The 15,463-nt window shown below is 61.3% G+C and carries 15 protein-coding genes; 6 read left to right on the top strand and 9 right to left on the bottom strand.

Annotated features, from left to right (window positions below; all coding sequences use genetic code 11):
- Positions 1-3: 3 nt before the first annotated feature.
- Together K0H48_RS21515 and K0H48_RS21520 are read right to left on the bottom strand one after the other, a co-directional pair.
- Complete coding sequence (locus tag K0H48_RS21515; protein WP_017135168.1) at positions 4-414, bottom strand: HPF/RaiA family ribosome-associated protein; 411 nt, start codon at positions 412-414, stop codon at positions 4-6.
- A gap of 212 nt (positions 415-626) precedes the next feature.
- Complete coding sequence (locus K0H48_RS21520) at positions 627-1,574, bottom strand: LysR substrate-binding domain-containing protein (protein ID WP_017135169.1); 948 nt, start codon at positions 1,572-1,574, stop codon at positions 627-629.
- A gap of 137 nt (positions 1,575-1,711) precedes the next feature.
- On the opposite strand from K0H48_RS21520, the gene K0H48_RS21525 reads away from it, so the two are divergent.
- From K0H48_RS21525 to K0H48_RS21535, 3 genes are all read left to right on the top strand, one after another.
- Positions 1,712-3,088, top strand: a complete 1,377-nt coding sequence (locus tag K0H48_RS21525; RefSeq protein WP_219269063.1) for an L-serine ammonia-lyase — start codon at positions 1,712-1,714, stop codon at positions 3,086-3,088.
- 60 nt (positions 3,089-3,148) lie between these two features.
- The gene (locus K0H48_RS21530) at positions 3,149-4,453 is read left to right on the top strand and encodes a serine/threonine transporter (protein WP_219269064.1); all 1,305 of its coding nucleotides are present in this window, start codon (positions 3,149-3,151) and stop codon (positions 4,451-4,453) included.
- 286 nt (positions 4,454-4,739) lie between these two features.
- On the top strand, positions 4,740-5,057 hold the full coding sequence (locus tag K0H48_RS21535) for a DUF3509 domain-containing protein (protein WP_099548463.1): 318 nt from the start codon (positions 4,740-4,742) through the stop codon (positions 5,055-5,057).
- Here the strand turns inward: K0H48_RS21535 and K0H48_RS21540 are convergent.
- A complete protein-coding gene (locus K0H48_RS21540; protein WP_200430904.1) occupies positions 5,054-5,542 on the bottom strand; it encodes a phosphate-starvation-inducible PsiE family protein in 489 nt (162 codons plus the stop codon). The genes K0H48_RS21535 and K0H48_RS21540 overlap by 4 nt on opposite strands.
- A gap of 248 nt (positions 5,543-5,790) precedes the next feature.
- Here K0H48_RS21540 and K0H48_RS21545 point away from each other — a divergent pair, with 248 nt between their 5' ends.
- Positions 5,791-6,051 (top strand): YebG family protein, encoded by a 261-nt coding sequence (locus K0H48_RS21545; RefSeq protein ID WP_219269065.1) that lies wholly within the window; start codon positions 5,791-5,793, stop codon positions 6,049-6,051.
- A 56-nt stretch (positions 6,052-6,107) separates the two neighbouring features.
- Here the strand turns inward: K0H48_RS21545 and K0H48_RS21550 are convergent, their stop codons facing one another.
- Entirely contained in the window at positions 6,108-7,127 is a 1,020-nt protein-coding gene (locus K0H48_RS21550) for a Glu/Leu/Phe/Val dehydrogenase dimerization domain-containing protein (RefSeq protein ID WP_219269066.1), read from the bottom strand.
- Positions 7,128-7,314: 187 nt separating this feature from the next.
- Here K0H48_RS21550 and K0H48_RS21555 point away from each other — a divergent pair, with 187 nt between their 5' ends.
- Positions 7,315-8,118, top strand: coding sequence for a SirB1 family protein (locus tag K0H48_RS21555; protein WP_219269067.1), 804 nt, complete (start codon positions 7,315-7,317; stop codon positions 8,116-8,118).
- A gap of 288 nt (positions 8,119-8,406) precedes the next feature.
- Here K0H48_RS21555 and K0H48_RS21560 read toward each other — a convergent pair whose 3' ends face one another.
- The 4 genes from K0H48_RS21560 to hmgA all read right to left on the bottom strand — a co-directional run bounded on the left by K0H48_RS21560 (position 8,407) and on the right by hmgA (position 13,144).
- Positions 8,407-9,777, bottom strand: a complete 1,371-nt coding sequence (locus K0H48_RS21560; RefSeq protein WP_219269068.1) for an aromatic acid/H+ symport family MFS transporter — start codon at positions 9,775-9,777, stop codon at positions 8,407-8,409.
- Between the two features lie 136 nt (positions 9,778-9,913).
- Positions 9,914-10,558: a maleylacetoacetate isomerase gene (gene maiA / locus K0H48_RS21565; protein WP_219269069.1), complete on the bottom strand. Its 645-nt coding sequence runs from the start codon at positions 10,556-10,558 to the stop codon at positions 9,914-9,916.
- A 12-nt stretch (positions 10,559-10,570) separates the two neighbouring features.
- Positions 10,571-11,857 carry a fumarylacetoacetase gene (gene fahA / locus K0H48_RS21570; RefSeq protein WP_219269070.1) on the bottom strand — a complete coding sequence of 429 codons (1,287 nt, stop codon included), beginning with the start codon at positions 11,855-11,857 and terminating at the stop codon, positions 10,571-10,573.
- A gap of 3 nt (positions 11,858-11,860) precedes the next feature.
- Positions 11,861-13,144 carry a homogentisate 1,2-dioxygenase gene (hmgA, locus tag K0H48_RS21575; protein WP_219269071.1) on the bottom strand — a complete coding sequence of 428 codons (1,284 nt, stop codon included), beginning with the start codon at positions 13,142-13,144 and terminating at the stop codon, positions 11,861-11,863.
- Between the two features lie 120 nt (positions 13,145-13,264).
- Here hmgA and K0H48_RS21580 point away from each other — a divergent pair, with 120 nt between their 5' ends.
- Entirely contained in the window at positions 13,265-14,044 is a 780-nt protein-coding gene (locus tag K0H48_RS21580) for an IclR family transcriptional regulator (protein WP_219269072.1), read from the top strand.
- A 1-nt stretch (position 14,045) separates the two neighbouring features.
- On the opposite strand, the gene dacB is transcribed toward K0H48_RS21580, so the two are convergent.
- On the bottom strand, positions 14,046-15,463 hold a 1,418-nt coding region (dacB, locus tag K0H48_RS21585; protein WP_257627079.1), incomplete at its 5' end, for a D-alanyl-D-alanine carboxypeptidase/D-alanyl-D-alanine-endopeptidase.

The following is a 15,463-nucleotide window of genomic DNA, read 5'->3' on the forward strand; positions in this document are numbered from 1 at the left end:
CTATCAGCTGTTAAGCGCAGCCTGTTCGTTTTCCAGAAATTCCTCTTCCAACTCGGCCTCATCAGCCTTGGTATCAGGCAGGCTCTGCCCCGCGGCGCGTGGTTTGCCGCGCAGTTTGCCGTACAGATGTTCCAGCGCATGCTCAAGCTTGGTGGCGGCACCATCGATCGCCTGTTCCAGCGTATCGGCCTTGTGCAGAACCGACAGTGGTTGATGGCCCTTTGGCCGTGCTTCCAGACGGCAACTCAGATCGTGGGGGCCGGGCTTGTCGCCGTTTTCATCCTTCAGGTAGACCTCAACGCGGGTCAGGTCCTCTTCATAACGTTCGAGCGTGCTCTCAATGGTAGTTCGTACCCACTCCTCCAGTCGGATGCTGCTTTCAATATGGTTATCGCTATTGACTTGGATTTGCATAGTTCTTCCCTTATTTCAGCTAGCTCGCGAGAGGTCACAACTGCAACACCGGGGCGGTGAAACCATGACCTCTTGATTACACAATTGAGCACTGCGCAGAACAATTCAACCCCTTTGCAAAGATAAATCCCACATTACAAATTAACCCTGACGAGGAGCAAAAACGCTGTTAGGGTGGGGAGTTAGTTACATCTTCTTACGCCCAGCGAACCTCATAATTGCCCCTCTCCCAACGGGTGCAATCCGCGAAAAATCCCCGCTTCCTCCACCAGCCAGTCATGCACCGCACGCACGCCCGGATGGCTCAACGCGCCCGGCGCATACAACAGCACATAACGTTTATGGTTGGGCACGGCCAGGCCGAAGGGCACGATCAAGGTGCCGCGCTCGAGTTCATCGTTAAGCAGGGTACGCCGCGCAATCGCCACGCCCATACCTGCGATAGCGGCCTCGATGGTCAGGTGATTGCGGTTGAAGGTGTGGCCGCGTCGCACGTCGGCATCGTGGTAGCCGATAGCATTCAGGTAAAACTCCCACTCGGCGTATTCATAACTCCCACGCCAGGCGGTGATGTCGTGCAACAGCGGAAAATGCACCAGGTCCGCCGGGCCATGCAGCGGCGGCCTTCCGCGCAGCAGGCTCGGCGCGCACACTGGAAAAATCTGTTCATCGAGCAGGGCTGTGGATAACAGGCCAGGGTAGCTGCCGTCGTTCAAGTCGATGGCCAGGTCGAAGTCGCCTTCGTGCAGGGCGATGCTGCTGTCTTCAGCGACCATGCGCAGTTGGATATCCGGGAAGCGCTGCTGCAAACGCGGCAAACGCGGGGTCAGCCACTTGCCGAGAAACGATGGGATCGAGCGCAGGCGCAAGGTGCCGCTGATCATCCCCGCGTCCAGCCGCTGCAATTCCGCATCGATGCTGCCGTACGCCTCGCCTACGGTTGCCGCCAGCCTTTGCCCTTCGGCACTCAGCTCCACGCCACGGGCGCGCCGATGAAACAACCGAAAGCCCAAGCGCTCTTCCAACTGGCGGATTTGCTGGCTCACCGCCCCCGGCGTGATGTGCAGTTCTTCGGCACAACGGGTGAACGACAAATGCCGCGCTGCGCAGGAAAACACGTGCAACCAGACATACGTCTGGCCATGGAGGGGGCGAGTCATAGCGTTTAGTCCTGCTAAAGGGTGTCTTAGGATAATTCGTTGGTCAGTGCCGATCCAGAGGCTCAGTATCGCGCCAATTCCGCCTGCTCTACAAAACATGGCAGCGATTTCTACTCCATTGCTTGTAAGGCTTTAGCATGGCTATCAGTGTTTTCGATCTATTCAAAGTGGGCATCGGCCCGTCCAGCTCCCATACCGTCGGCCCGATGCGCGCAGCGGCGACCTTCGCCCAAGCCCTGACCGACCAACAATTACTGGCCGATACGCGACGTATCGAAGTGCGCCTGTACGGCTCGCTGTCCGCCACGGGCGTGGGCCATGCCACCGACCGCGCCACCGTAATGGGGCTGATGGGCGAATGGCCAGACAAGGTCGACCCCACGTCGATCAATGCGCGTATCCAGCAGTTGCGCGAATCCGGCCGATTGCTGCTCGCAGGCTCGCAGGACATTGCCTTCAACTGGCACACCGACCTCCTGCTGCTCGACGAAAGCCTGCCCTACCACCCCAACGCCATGTCCCTGCACGCCTATGGCGAAAACGGCCTGCTGAGCGAACAAACCTATTACTCGGTAGGCGGCGGTTTCATCATCGAAGCGGCCGAAGCCGCCTCGGGCATTGCGCCTAGCAGCGACGTTGAATTGCCCTATGACTTTTCCAGCGCCGTCGAACTGCTGGCCTTGTGCAACAAGCACGGCCTGCGGGTCTCCGAGCTGATGATGGCCAATGAACGCGCGTGGCGCTGCGACGAAGAAATCCGCAGCGGCCTGCTGCATATCTGGTCGGTGATGCGCGAGTGCGTGGAGCAAGGCTTGCGCGATGAAGGCATCTTGCCAGGTGGCCTCGACGTGCCACGCCGTGCAGCGAAATTGCATCGCAGCCTGCTGGAAATCGGCAAACCCAATGTGATCACCTCCACCTTGTCGGCGATGGAATGGGTCAACCTGTTCGCCCTTGCCGTCAACGAAGAAAACGCCGCCGGCGGGCGCATGGTCACCGCGCCGACCAATGGCGCGGCGGGGATCATCCCGGCCGTGCTGCATTACTACATGAAGTTCAACCCGCAAGCGTGCGATGACGATGTGGTCAATTTCTTCCTGGCCGCCGCTGCCGTCGGCATCCTCTGCAAGAAAAACGCCTCGATCTCCGGCGCCGAAGTCGGCTGCCAGGGCGAAGTAGGCTCGGCCTGCGCCATGGCCGCTGCGGGTTTGGCCGATATTCTCGGCGCCACGCCGGAGCAACTGGAAAACGCCGCAGAAATCGGCCTGGAACACAACCTCGGTCTGACCTGCGACCCGGTCGGCGGCCTGGTACAAGTGCCGTGTATCGAGCGCAACGCCATCGCGGCGGTCAAGGCCATCAACGCCACACAAATGGCCCTGCGCGGTGACGGTAAACACTTTATTTCCCTCGACCGGGTGATCCGCACCATGCGCGATACCGGCGCCGACATGCATGACAAATACAAAGAAACTTCACGGGGCGGCCTGGCGGTCAGCTGGGTGGAGTGCTGACGAGCACTGCTACCCGCCCCCTACGTGAGCCCGCGCAAAAATAATAACGAGGCAATATCGATGACTGATGTACGTACACCTGCCGTTGAAAACCCTACTGTTGCTACAGATAACGCTGTAGACAAAACTGTCACCACCGGCTGGACCAAACACGACACCACCTGGATGCTCGGCCTCTACGGCACCGCCATTGGCGCGGGCACCTTGTTCCTGCCGATCAACGCCGGCGTTGGCGGCTTCTGGCCGCTGATCGTGCTGGCGTTGCTGGCCTTCCCGATGACCTTCTTCGCTCACCGTGGGCTGACGCGCTTTGTGCTGTCGGGCAAATCCGGTGATATCACCGAAGTGGTCGAAGAACACTTCGGCGTCGGCGCCGGCAAGCTGATCACGCTGCTGTACTTTTTCGCGATTTTCCCGATCCTGCTGGTGTACAGCGTGGCGCTGACCAACACCCTCAGCAGCTTCATGGAACACCAACTGCACATGGCCCCGCCGCCTCGGGCGATCCTGTCGCTGGTGCTGATCCTGGGCCTGATGGCCATTGTGCGCTGCGGCCAGGGCGTGATCGTCAAAGCCATGAGCGTGCTGGTGTACCCCTTCGTCGCCGCCTTGCTGTTGCTGGCCGTGAGCCTGATCCCCAACTGGAACGGCGCATTCTTCGCCTCCGCCAGTGAAGGCATGCCATTGCCGCTGTTCTTCAAGACCCTGTGGCTGGCGATCCCGGTGATGGTGTTCTCCTTCAACCACTCGCCGATCATTTCCGCCTTTGCCGTCGACCAGAAGCGCGTGTACGGCCCACAGGCCGAACGCAAAAGCAGCGGCATCCTCGCCACCGCCCACGGCATGATGGTGCTGACGGTGATGTTCTTCTGCTTCAGCTGCGTGCTGGCCCTGTCGCCAGCTGACCTGGCGGCCGCCAAGGCGCAGAACATTTCGATCCTGTCGTACCTGGCCAACCACTTCCAGACGCCGGTGATTGCCTACGCCGCGCCGTTGATCGCGCTGGTGGCGATTACCAAGTCTTTCCTCGGCCACTACATCGGCGCCAGCGAAGGCTTCCAGGGTTTGATCGTCAAATCCCTGCGTGGGCGTAACCGTTCGATGTCATCCAAGGGGCTGGAACGCTGCACCGCACTGTTCATGGTGCTGACCTGCTGGGCCGTGGCGACCTTCAACCCGAGCATCCTCGGCATGATCGAAACCCTGGGCGGGCCGATCATCGCGTGCCTGCTGTTCCTGATGCCGATGTACGCAATCCACCGCGTGCCATCTCTGCGCCAGTATTCGGGGCAGGTGTCGAATGTGTTTGTGGTGGTGATCGGCTTGATTGCGCTGTCTGCGATCGTTTTTTCCGTGCTGCCCTGAAATCGAACACAACACACATCCCCTGTGGGAGCGGGCTTGCCCGCGATAGCGGTCTGTCAGCCAGAAATTATTTAGCTGATACACCGCAATCGCGGGCAAGCCCGCTCCCACAGGGGTATTGCAGCGCCTGGTAAAGCGCTATACGGCACGCCCCTTGCTGTACAGCTCTTGAGGCAAACGGACCTTGTGAACCCTCAGCGACGGAGTGGCCGGTGGTCAGGCAATGCGAACTAAACCAGACACCGGTCGTCAATGACTGCATGTTCTTATCAGGCGGTAACGCACCATGGACAATCCTTTTCAGATCATCACTGACACCTTCACGCCCACCTACCGCGTCAACTTGAGCATCCAACGGCTCGACGGCAGCATCATGCTCACCCTCTCGGATGAGACGGGCGTGGTGGCCAAACGCATGATCAGCGCCGAACAACGCAACGACCCGCAGCGGCTCAAGCGCCTGGTGCAAAGCATTCAGTTCGGCATCGCCATCGAACAGGGCCACAGCGCCATGGAGATTCTGGCGGTGATGACGGACGGCGACAGCCACAAACTATTGCAGCCACCGCCCGCCCGCACCCTGCCCTTCAGCGTCGGGCTTTAAAGCTCGCCTTTCTCGGTTTCCAGGCTCGCCTCGCCCTTGCGACGCGGGCCTTCGACCTTCACCGACGGGAACGCCGACGAGGCATAGCGCACCACCAGAATCGAGAACGCCAGCAACAGAATGCCGCCGCACAGGTAGATGATGCCGACGTCCGGCGGGTTGTGGTGCGACACGTTGGAGATCAGCAGGCGCGTCAGCGCGGTGATCGCCACGTAGATCAGGAAGCGCACGGGCATATGGTTGGTCTTGAAATAAATCCCGACCATTGCGCCCAATTCCAGGTAGATGAACAGCAGCAAGATGTCATCGATCTTGATGTGCCCTGTCTCCAGCATCCCCAGAAACTCCATCACCGCCGCCCAGGCTGTTACGGCACCAATGGCGAACAGCGCCAGGTAGTGGAACGTCTCGACGAACAGATTCCCCAGCGACTCGGCCAGCCCATGGACTTGCTGACGCAGCTTTTCGGCCCAATTGATTTTCACGATGATGCTTCCTTAGGTCGGCTCGACCGGATAATGCGGGGTGGACGTGACGGTTGTTCTGCATGCAGAAAAAAGGCCAGTGGCAGGTATAAGATGGTGGCGGCGTGACATGAGGCACTCCGAACCTGTATTTACGGGCTACATTAAAAAACTGCTACCCAAACCCCGTGGTTTGGCTTACCCTTTTAGCTGTATATAAATACAGTAGTCGAAAAAGACAACTATCGTGAAGGCATGTGAGGTGGTGAATGGCCGTCGAAGTGGTATACCGCAGCAGCCGAGATCTGGAGCATTTGTTCATGGATAAAGCCGAAGCTGACCGTCATGACAAGATGCTTGAACTCGCTGAGTTGCTGGCAGAAGTGTTGCAAAAAGCCGTGCCGTCCTTGAGCGAGCAGCAGGTCGAAGAAGCCGGGTTCTACATGGCGAAGAATCGCGATGTCTTTGCCAAGGCGTTCAAGAGCCAGCCAGACGCGCTGTCCGAGTTGTTGAACTCGGTAGACGAGTAAACGCCCGAATTGAATAGGCCCTGAATCATTGATTCAGGGCCTTTTTAATGCCTGGGCTATTTGTAGAGCAGGCGTTCGGCCAACTCGTCCGCTACCCGTGCGGGGGAGCGTTTTTCGGCTTGGGCGTGGGCGAATATTTCGGTGAGGCGCGTGCCGATGTTCGACAGGTGCGCGGTGATGGCGGGCAGCTCGGTGCCGGCGTGTTTGAGGGCGACGTAGATCAGGCCACCGGAGTTGATCACGTAATCCGGGGCGTAGAGGATACCGCGCCCTTCCAGTTGGTCGGCAATGTCCAGGGTGGTCAATTGCGCGCTGGCGGAACCGGCCACGGCGGCGCAACGCAGTTGGCCGACCGTGTGGCGGTTGAACACCGCGCCGACACCGCACGGCGCCAGGATGTCACAGGGTGTGCTGAGCAAAGCATCGTTGGCGATGGGGTGTGCGCCGAGTTGCTCCATGGCCAATTGCACCTTGCCGTGGTCAATGTCGCTGACCAACAGTTCGGCGCCCGCCGCGTGCAGTTGTTCGGCCAGCGCATAACCGACATTGCCCAGGCCCTGGATCGCAACGCGCAGGCCTTCAAGGTTGTCACTGCCCAGGCGCGCCATGGCGGTGCTGCGGATGCCGGTGAAAACGCCCATGGCCGCATGCGGCGCCGGGTCGCCGGCGGCCGTGGTGCTGGTGACGAAACGGGTGTGTTGGGCGATGCAGTCCATATCAGCAACCGAGGTGCCGCTGTCGATCGAGGTGACAAAACGGCCGTCGAGTTTTTCGATACAACGGCCAAACGCTTCGAACAATGCGGCGCGGCTTTCCACGTGCACGGGGCGGATAATCACCGCCGTACCGCCGCCCACCGGCAAGCCGGCCAGGGCGGCTTTGTAGCTCATGCCTTGGGCCAGGCGTGCGGCATCGGCTACGGCACTTTCATCGTCGGGATAAGCAAGATAACGGCAACCGCCCAAGGCAGGGCCGAGGCGGCTGTTGTGGATGGCGATGACGGCCTTCAACCCGGTGACCGGGTCGACGCTCAGGTGCAGCGATTCAAGGCGGGTGCTGTGCATAAGCGCAAACATCGTCAAGCTCCCGAATCACTTCTGGTAGAGGCCCCAGTATAGGCTTGCGGTAGAAAACTGCTGAATCACGCTGGAATAAGCCGCCAGGTTTCGTAGGCATCACGACATAAGCACGCAGGACATTTCTTAAGTTACTGGACGAATATTCACAGCAAGGCTAAAACGTGGGCATCCGCCGGAGAATGCAATGAATCCCCGCACAGCCTTTTTCGCCTGCCTGGACCGCTCACCGCCTGCGCTGTTTGAAGCCGCGCTGTGGATAGCGGCTGAACATGATCCGAGCGTGCAACCCTTGCTGATCCTGCAAGACCTGACCCTGCTGCAACAACAGGTCAGCGTAGGCATGCCCATGCTACCGACGGATGAACTCGGCCAACCGTTGCTGCGGCGCATGAATGACCTGGGGTTTGCCCAGGATGATTCCACGCCACTGCGCCCCGCCGCCGCGCTGCTCGACAAAGTACTGCAGCGCAAACGCGGCCAGCCTTTGGCCATGGGCCTGATCGCGCTGGAGATGGCGCGGCGCCTGGATATCCCCATGGAGGGGGTTAATTTCCCCGGCCATTTCCTGCTGCGGGTGCCTGGCGCCGATCACCTGCTGGACCCGTGTGGCGGGCGGCGCCTGTACCCCAACGACTGCCGCGAGTTGCTGCACCGCCAGTACGGGCCAAACCTCAAGTTGCAGGCCGAGCACCTGCACACCGCCGAACCGCGCGCGATCCTGCAACGGCTGTCACGTAACCTGCGCCAACTGCACCTGGCCAATGACCATCCGCTGTCGGCTCTGATCGACGCCGAGCGCGTGCTGGAGCTGGGCAACGCCAGCGCAGCGGATTACCTGGCGCGGGCCAGCCTTTACCAGCGCCTGGACTGCCCGAGCGCCGAGCGCTTTGATCTGGAACATGCCCTGTTGCTCAGCGAAGACCCGATCCAGCGCCTGCGCCTGACCGAGCGGCTGGGGCATTTGCCACCCAACACCGTGGTGCACTGAAATACTATCTGCGCCTGCAGGCTTGTTGTGGCAGGCGGGCTTTCTGTGGCAAACGGGCTTGTTGTGGCGAGCGGGCTTGCCCCGCGTTGGGCTGCGCAGCAGCCCCATTACCGTCACCGCATTTCTCCAGACAAACCGCAGTGGCAGGTTTTGGGGCGGCTTCGCCACCCAACGCGGGGCAAGCCCGCTCGCCACAACAAGCCCGCCTGCCACAACAAGCCCGTTTGCCACAACAAGCCCGTTTGCCACAGAAAGCCCAGCTCGGCACAGAACCTGCCCAGCCGAAAATCAATGATTGGCCGGCGTCTTGAGAGTATCGCTGTGCAAAGGACCCTGCGCCGCGTTGGAGCCAGGCGAGCGCACCTGAATAATCAACAGCGCCGCAATCACCGCCGGAATCGCGCAGAAGAAAAAGATCTGCTCAACCGGAATATGCATCGCCAGCAACATGCTGCCAAACAACGGCCCCAGGATTGAACCAAAGCGCCCCACACCCAAAGCCCAGCCAGTGCCGGTAGCACGCACATGCGCGGGGTAGAAGTTGCTGGCAAAGGCATTGAGGGTCAGTTGCCCGCCAATAATGCAGAACCCGGCCGCGAACACACAGGCCACCAGATAACGCGGGTTGTCATGGTTCAGCCCCAGCAAAATCGTGCACACTGCAGCCGCCGCCAACACGCCGGACAACAGCCGCACTTTGCTTTTGAGGCGGTCGGCGAACCAGGCCATACCGATGGCGCCCAGGGTGCCGGCAAACAGGAACATTGAGGTCACCAAGTTGGCTTGCTTCAATGCCAGGCCGCTTTCCAGCAGCAGCGTCGGCAGCCAGCTGATCATGAAATACAGCAGGATCAGGCTGACAAAAAAGGTTGCCCAAATCAGCACGGTCGGACGCGCGTAGCCGTTGCGAAACAGCTCCACCACCGTGAGTTTGCTGCCCTGCTCCTGAAGGTTCTCTGCCTCACTCGCCAGCGGCGGCTGCCAGTCGGGCAGCATGCGCGCCGTGACCTTTTGCAGCCGCGTATAGGGTGGCGCATCACGCAATAGACGTGGCAGGGATTCCGGCAACAGCCATACCAGGAAGGGGAACAGCAGCAACGGCGTCACCCCGCCCGCCAGGAAGACCGCCTGCCAGCCGTAGCCTTCGATAAAACCCGCAGCGACAAAGCCACCCGCCGCGCCGCCGAACGAGAAGCCGCAGGCGGCCAGTGTCACCATCAAGGTGCGCATGCGCGGTGGGGAATATTCCGACATCAACGCCATGGCGCTGGGCATCGCGCCGCCCATGCCGATGCCGCAGATAAACCGCGCGGCCATCAGTGTGCTCAGGGAGTTGGCGAACACCATCAGCACGGTGAGGCTCGCGTAGATCAGCACGCAGGCGAGCAGGATGCGGCGCACGCCGAAGCGGTCGGCCAGCGGCGTTACCAGCAATGAGCCCAAGGTCAGGCCCAACAAGTTGGCACTGAACACCGGGCCGAACGCGGCTTTTTCCAGGCCCCAATCCTTGGCCAATGCCGGCACCACGTAACCCAGCACCTGGGCGTCATAGCCGTCGGTTACCAGCAGCAGCGCCAGCAACAGCAGAATCAACCACTGGTAGCGCGACACCGCACGGGCGTCGAGTGCAGCGCGAAAGCTCGCAATCTGATTGTGCATCGCAAGTACCTGTTATTTTTATAAGGATGACGCGGATCAAACTGTGGGAGCTGGCTTGCCTGCGATGACGGTGTGTCAGCCAGTGAATTATCAACTGATAGACCGCTATCGCAGGCAAGCCAGCTCCCACATTGATTTAGGGTGTGTCAGGGGTGTCGGGTTGGTTGGCGGGATGCGCTTGCACAAACGCCGGATGCTGCGCCGCCAGCGCCGCCACGCGCCCAATGCGTGGGTACGCGCCCAACGGCACCTTGAAACGCTCAGCCGCATACAACTGCGGGATCAGAAACGCATCCGCCATCCCCGGTTGCTCACCAAAACAAAAGCCTTCATCGCCAATCAACTGCTCCACCGCACCCAGCCCCTGGCTGATCCAATGCCCGATCCACTCGAGCACTTGCGCCTCGTCATGCCCCCATTTGCGCAGCAGGTTTTGCGTGCTGGAGTTGTGCAGTGGGTGGATATCGCAGCCGATGATCGACGCCACAGCGCGCTCATGGGCGCGGGTCGCCAAGTCCTTGGAGAGCAGCGGCGCCTGTGGATAACGCTCTTCCAGGTACTCGATGATTGCCGGTGATTGAATCAACAGCTCGCCATCCTCGGTACGCAGCGCTGGCACACGGCCCTGCGGGTTAATCGCCAGGTACTCGGGCTGGCGATTCGCACCACCGGGCGGCACCAGCAGGTTCACCGGCACGGCGGTAAAGTCCAGCCCCTTGAGCGCCAGGGCGATACGCACCCGGTATGACGAAGTAGAACGGTAGTAGGTATAGAGTTGCATCGCCCTGCCCTCTTAGCGTGCTGCGATCACGGTGCCACGGCATTCGCCGAAACCGATGGAGGCAAAACCTTCACGGCTGCAACGGGCGCGCAGGATGATTTCGTCGCCATCTTCAAGGAACTTGCGCACCTCGCCGGAGGCCAGTTCAATCGGCTTTTTGCCGCCCTCGGTGATCTCCAGCAGGCTGCCGAATTGCCCCGGCTGCGGCCCGGACAACGTGCCCGAACCAAACAAGTCACCGGCCTGCAACTGGCAGCCGTTGACGCTGTGGTGCGCAACCATCTGCGCTACGGTCCAGTACATATGCTGGGTGTTGCTCAGGGTCAGGCGGTGTTCCGGCAGGTTTTGCTCGCGCATCGCGGCGGTGGTCAGCAGCACTTCCAGCTCGATGTCGAAACCGCCAGCGGCCTGGTCACGTTGGTCCAGCAGGTACGGCAGCGGCTGCGGGTCACCTTCGGGGCGCGCCGGTTGGGCTTTGCGGAACGGCTCCAGGGCTTCGGCGGTGACCACCCACGGCGAGATGCTGGTGATGAAGCTTTTCGACAGGAACGGGCCGAGCGGCTGGTATTCCCAGGCCTGGATATCCCGTGCCGACCAGTCGTTGAGCAGGCAGAAGCCGGCGATATGCTCGGCGGCGTCGCCAATGGCAATCGAGTCGCCCATGGCATTGCCCTGGCCGATCCAGATGCCCAGTTCCAATTCGTAATCCAGGCGCGCGCACGGGCCAAAGGTTGGCTCGGTCTGGCCGGCCGGCAGCGTCTGGCCTTTAGGCCGACGTACGTCCGTGCCCGACGGGCGAATGGTCGAGGCGCGGCCGTGATAGCCAATCGGCACGTACTTGTAGTTAGGCAGCAACGGGTTGTCGGGACGGAACAGTTTGCCGACGTTTTGCGCGTGTTCGATACCCACATAAAAGTCGGTGTAATCGCTGATTTTTGCCGGCAAATGCATCTGGCAATCCGCCGCGCGGTGCAGTACCTGCGCCTCACGGGTGTGCAGCTTGCTGCCTTCGGCGAGCAGTTCCAGCAGGCGCTCGCGCAAGGCTACGCGCGGGCCACGGCCGAGTTCGAAAAAGGCATTCAGTTGGCCACCGGCGGTGGCTTCAACGGCGCGCCGTGCTTCACCTTCGAACTCATCCAGCGCAGCGTGCAGGTCGAGAATCGAGTCGCCAATCGCCACGCCACTGCGCGGCGCCGAGCCATTGATGCTGAACACGCCCAGCGGCAGGTTCTGCAAGGGGAAATCGCGGTGGCCGTTGGCGGAGGCTACCCAGCTGCGGGTAAGGGTTGGCTGAGTCATGGGTTATCTCCGGTTCGGGTTGAAGGTGGCGGGCAGTGAAGCCCAACACGCATCGTAAGAGGGTTGCAGTTGCGGGCACTCAAGGGCGAACTGTGTCGGGCGCAGCACCTGGCTGGTCTCGAACATGAAGGCCATGGTGTTATCGATCTTGTGCGGCGCAAGCTCCACGTTGATGGCTTTGGTGCAGGTCTCGCCGTCCGGGCCGTGGGCGCTCATGCAGCTGTGCAGCGACGCGCCACCGGGCAGGAAGCCTTCGGCCTTGGCATCGTAGGCGCCCTGGATCAGGCCCATGTATTCGTTCATCAGGTTGCGGTGGAACCACGGCGGACGGAAGGTGTTCTCGGCCACCATCCAGCGCGGCGGGAAAATCACGAAATCGAGGTTGGCCAGCCCGTGCACGCTGGTGGGCGAGGTCAATACGGTGAAAATCGACGGGTCCGGGTGATCGAAACTCACGGTGCCGATGGTATTGAAGCGGCGCAGATCATATTTGTACGGCACGTTATTACCGTGCCAGGCGACTACGTTCAACGGCGAATGGTCCAGCTCGCAGGCCCACAGTTCACCGAGGAATTTCTGCACCAGCGTTGTAGGCTTTTTACTGTCTTCGTAGTGGGCAACCGGGGTAAGAAAATCACGCGGATTAGCCAGGCCGTTACTGCCGATCGGCCCAAGGTCCGGCAGGCGCAGTGGCGCGCCGTGGTTTTCCGCAACATAGCCACGCGCCTGGGCATCCAGCAGTTCGATGCGAAACTTCAGGCCACGGGGCAGCACCAGAATTTCCAGCGGCTCGACGTCCAGCACCCCCAACTCGGTGGCGATACGCAGACGGCCTTGCTCCGGGACGATCAACAGTTCGCCATCGGCGTTGAAAAACACGCGCTCCATGGAACGGTTGGCGCGGTAGGTGTAGATGCTGATGCCTGAAGGTTTTTCCGCACCGGAGTTGGCGACCATGCCGACAAGGCCGTCGACAAAGTCGGTCGGCTCACTCGGAATATCCAGCGGGTTCCAGCGCAAGCGATTCGGCGTCACCCCGCCCAACGCCCCACCGGCCAATTGCCGTTCCAACTTGATAAACGCCGGGTGGTTGGCCGACGGCTGAATGCGGTACAGCCAGGTGCGGCGGGCTTCGCTGCGCGCCATGGTGAAGGCAGTGCCGGAAAACAGCTCGGTGTACAGGCCGTAGGGGGCTTTTTGCGGGGAGTTCTGGCCGACGGGCAGCGCGCCGGGCAGGGCTTCGCTGGCGAATTGATTGCCGAAGCCCGATTGGTATTCGAGGTCCATGGATCATCCTCTGTGCGGAAGTTGTTTTTATCGTAATCCAGTTACGCATAACGTAATTTGATCACTATCGACCGTCAAGCTATAAAGACGCCCATTCATCTCTCGGATTCTCGCCCTTCCATGGAAAAGCCCCGCGACAACGGTAAACAGAAAGTCCGCTCGGCCGAAGTGGGCACCGATATCCTCAAGGCGCTGGCCGAACTGTCTCCGGCCACTTCGCTGTCGCGCCTGGCCGAACATGTGCAGATGCCGGCAAGCAAGGTCCACCGCTATTTGCAGGCGCTGATCGCCTCAGGCTTTGCCGAGCAGAACACCGCTACCAACCATTACGGCCTGGGCCGCGAAGCGTTGCGCGTGGGTTTGGCAGCACTGGGCAGCATAGACGTGTTGAAAGTCGGCGCAATGCCGCTGGCAGAGCTGCGTGATGAATTGAATGAAACCTGCTTTTTTGCGGTGTGGGGCAACCAGGGCGCGACCGTGGTGCAGATAGAACCGGCAGTGCGCGCCGTCACCGTGGTGACGCAGTTGGGTTCGGTGCTGCCGCTGCTCAGTTCGTCCACCGGGCTGGTCTTCAGCGCTTACCTGCCCTCTCGGGAAACCGTGGAATTGCGCGAACGCGAGATACAGGCCGGGACTGCCCATGCCCTGGCGGACGACGAGGCTTACGCCAGCGCCTGTGAACAGATTCGCCACCGCGGCCTGCACTTTGTGCATGGTTTGCTGATGCCCGGCGTCGATGCGTTGTCGGCGCCGGTATTCAATGCGGTCGGACACGTGGCGGCGGTGATGACCGTGGTCGGCCCCACCTCACTGTTCCACGCCGATGAAGATGGCCCGGCGGCGCAGCGCTTGCTGGCGGCGACCCGGGCCGTGAGTTGGCGCATGGGCTATCAGCCCTGAATCACTCGTCCCAGCGTGACAGAGCCAGCGCCACGCGGTTTTCCACGGTTTTGACCTGCGCGCCGGCCACCACGTAGTTGTTGCTCAGCATCGAGAACACCAGCTTGCGCCCTTTGGTATCGGTGATGTAACCACTCAAGGACGATACGCCGCCCATGGAGCCGGTCTTGGCATGCAGGTTGTTCTCGGCCGGGGTGCCGCGCAGGCGATAACGCAGGCTGCCGCCGGTCATGCGGTCGGTGTTGCCGGCAATGGGCAGCGCGTTGTACCAGGCGTTGAACCACGGCTGCTTGCTTGCGGCCAGCAGCAGGTCGGTGAGGTTTTGCGACGACACCAGATTACGTCGCGATAGCCCCGAGCCGTCGACCTGGCTCAGCGTCGCCGTGTCCAGCCCCTGACGCTTGAGAAACCCGGCCACCGCCACCGCACCCGCTGCCGCCGTGCCGCTGTTGGCCGTCTGGCGGCCCATGGCCTTGAGCAAGGCCTCGGACATGTTGTTGTTCGAGAGTTTGAGCAGCGGCGTGATCAATTCCTGCAACGGCGCCGACTTGTGCTCGGCCAGTACCGTCACCGCAGACGGGCTGGCACCGCCCATCACACGACGGCCAAGCACTGTGATGCCTTGCTGCGCCAGCGCTTGCTCGAACAGGTTGGCCACCAGTTGCGTTGGCTCCCAGACACTCACCAGTTGCTCGCTCTGACGCCCAGGCGCCACGGCGCCACTGAGCTGCAGCAGGTTGGTGCCATGGCGACGGTTGATCCCATAGGTATTGCCCGGCCCGCTGACAGCGCGGTTGCTCAGTTGCAGGTAGTTGGTCGGCGGGAAGATATCGACACTCACTGGCTGCCCGGCCCGCGCCGGCGCCTTGGCAGTGACCAGCACGCTGCCGGCATCAAAATCGGTATTGGGTGACACGGTCAACGCCGAAATCTGCGCGCCGTAGTAGGTGGTTTCGTCGTCGTGAGACCAGTCGACGCCCAGCCGCTCAGCGTCAAACCAGGTGTCATCGAACACCAGGTCGCCCTGCACCTGGCGCACACCCTGGCTGGCCAACTGCGCTGCCAACGCCTGGTAATCGGCGAACTGAATGGTCGGGTCGCCCAGGCCGCGCAGGTACAGGTTGCCCGTCAGGCGGTCGCCCTGGCGAATGCCATTGCTCAGCAGTTGCGTAGCGAAACGATACTGTGGCCCGAGCACGTCCATGGCCGCAGCCGTGGTCAGCAACTTGAGGTTGGAAGCCGGCACCAGCCGTGTGCGCGGGTTGTGCTGATACAGCGTGGCGCCACTGTTGGCATCCCGCACCATCAGCGAGACCGAGGCGCCGTGCAGCGCAGGGTCGGCCAGCAACTGGTCGAGGCTCTGCCCGGTAGCCGTCTTGGAAGGCGTGGCGCAACCGCCCAGTAACAAACTCAAGCCCA

This window comes from Pseudomonas sp. Xaverov 259 (assembly GCF_019352915.1).
Lineage (GTDB): Bacteria > Pseudomonadota > Gammaproteobacteria > Pseudomonadales > Pseudomonadaceae > Aquipseudomonas.

Excerpts from the sequence above, each read along its gene's own strand:
- K0H48_RS21530 (WP_219269064.1), top strand. The coding sequence starts at position 3,149 with ATGACTGATGTACGTACACCTGCCGTTGAAAACCCTACTGTTGCTACA.
- K0H48_RS21560 (WP_219269068.1), bottom strand. The coding sequence starts at position 9,777 with ATGCACAATCAGATTGCGAGCTTTCGCGCTGCACTCGACGCCCGTGCG.
- K0H48_RS21580 (WP_219269072.1), top strand. The coding sequence starts at position 13,265 with ATGGAAAAGCCCCGCGACAACGGTAAACAGAAAGTCCGCTCGGCCGAA.
- K0H48_RS21555 (WP_219269067.1), top strand. The coding sequence starts at position 7,315 with ATGAATCCCCGCACAGCCTTTTTCGCCTGCCTGGACCGCTCACCGCCT.
- K0H48_RS21535 (WP_099548463.1), top strand. The coding sequence starts at position 4,740 with ATGGACAATCCTTTTCAGATCATCACTGACACCTTCACGCCCACCTAC.
- K0H48_RS21515 (WP_017135168.1), bottom strand. The coding sequence starts at position 414 with ATGCAAATCCAAGTCAATAGCGATAACCATATTGAAAGCAGCATCCGA.
- K0H48_RS21550 (WP_219269066.1), bottom strand. The coding sequence starts at position 7,127 with ATGTTTGCGCTTATGCACAGCACCCGCCTTGAATCGCTGCACCTGAGC.
- K0H48_RS21520 (WP_017135169.1), bottom strand. The coding sequence starts at position 1,574 with ATGACTCGCCCCCTCCATGGCCAGACGTATGTCTGGTTGCACGTGTTT.
- fahA (WP_219269070.1), bottom strand. The coding sequence starts at position 11,857 with ATGACTCAGCCAACCCTTACCCGCAGCTGGGTAGCCTCCGCCAACGGC.
- K0H48_RS21525 (WP_219269063.1), top strand. The coding sequence starts at position 1,712 with ATGGCTATCAGTGTTTTCGATCTATTCAAAGTGGGCATCGGCCCGTCC.
- hmgA (WP_219269071.1), bottom strand. The coding sequence starts at position 13,144 with ATGGACCTCGAATACCAATCGGGCTTCGGCAATCAATTCGCCAGCGAA.
- maiA (WP_219269069.1), bottom strand. The coding sequence starts at position 10,558 with ATGCAACTCTATACCTACTACCGTTCTACTTCGTCATACCGGGTGCGT.
- K0H48_RS21545 (WP_219269065.1), top strand. The coding sequence starts at position 5,791 with ATGGCCGTCGAAGTGGTATACCGCAGCAGCCGAGATCTGGAGCATTTG.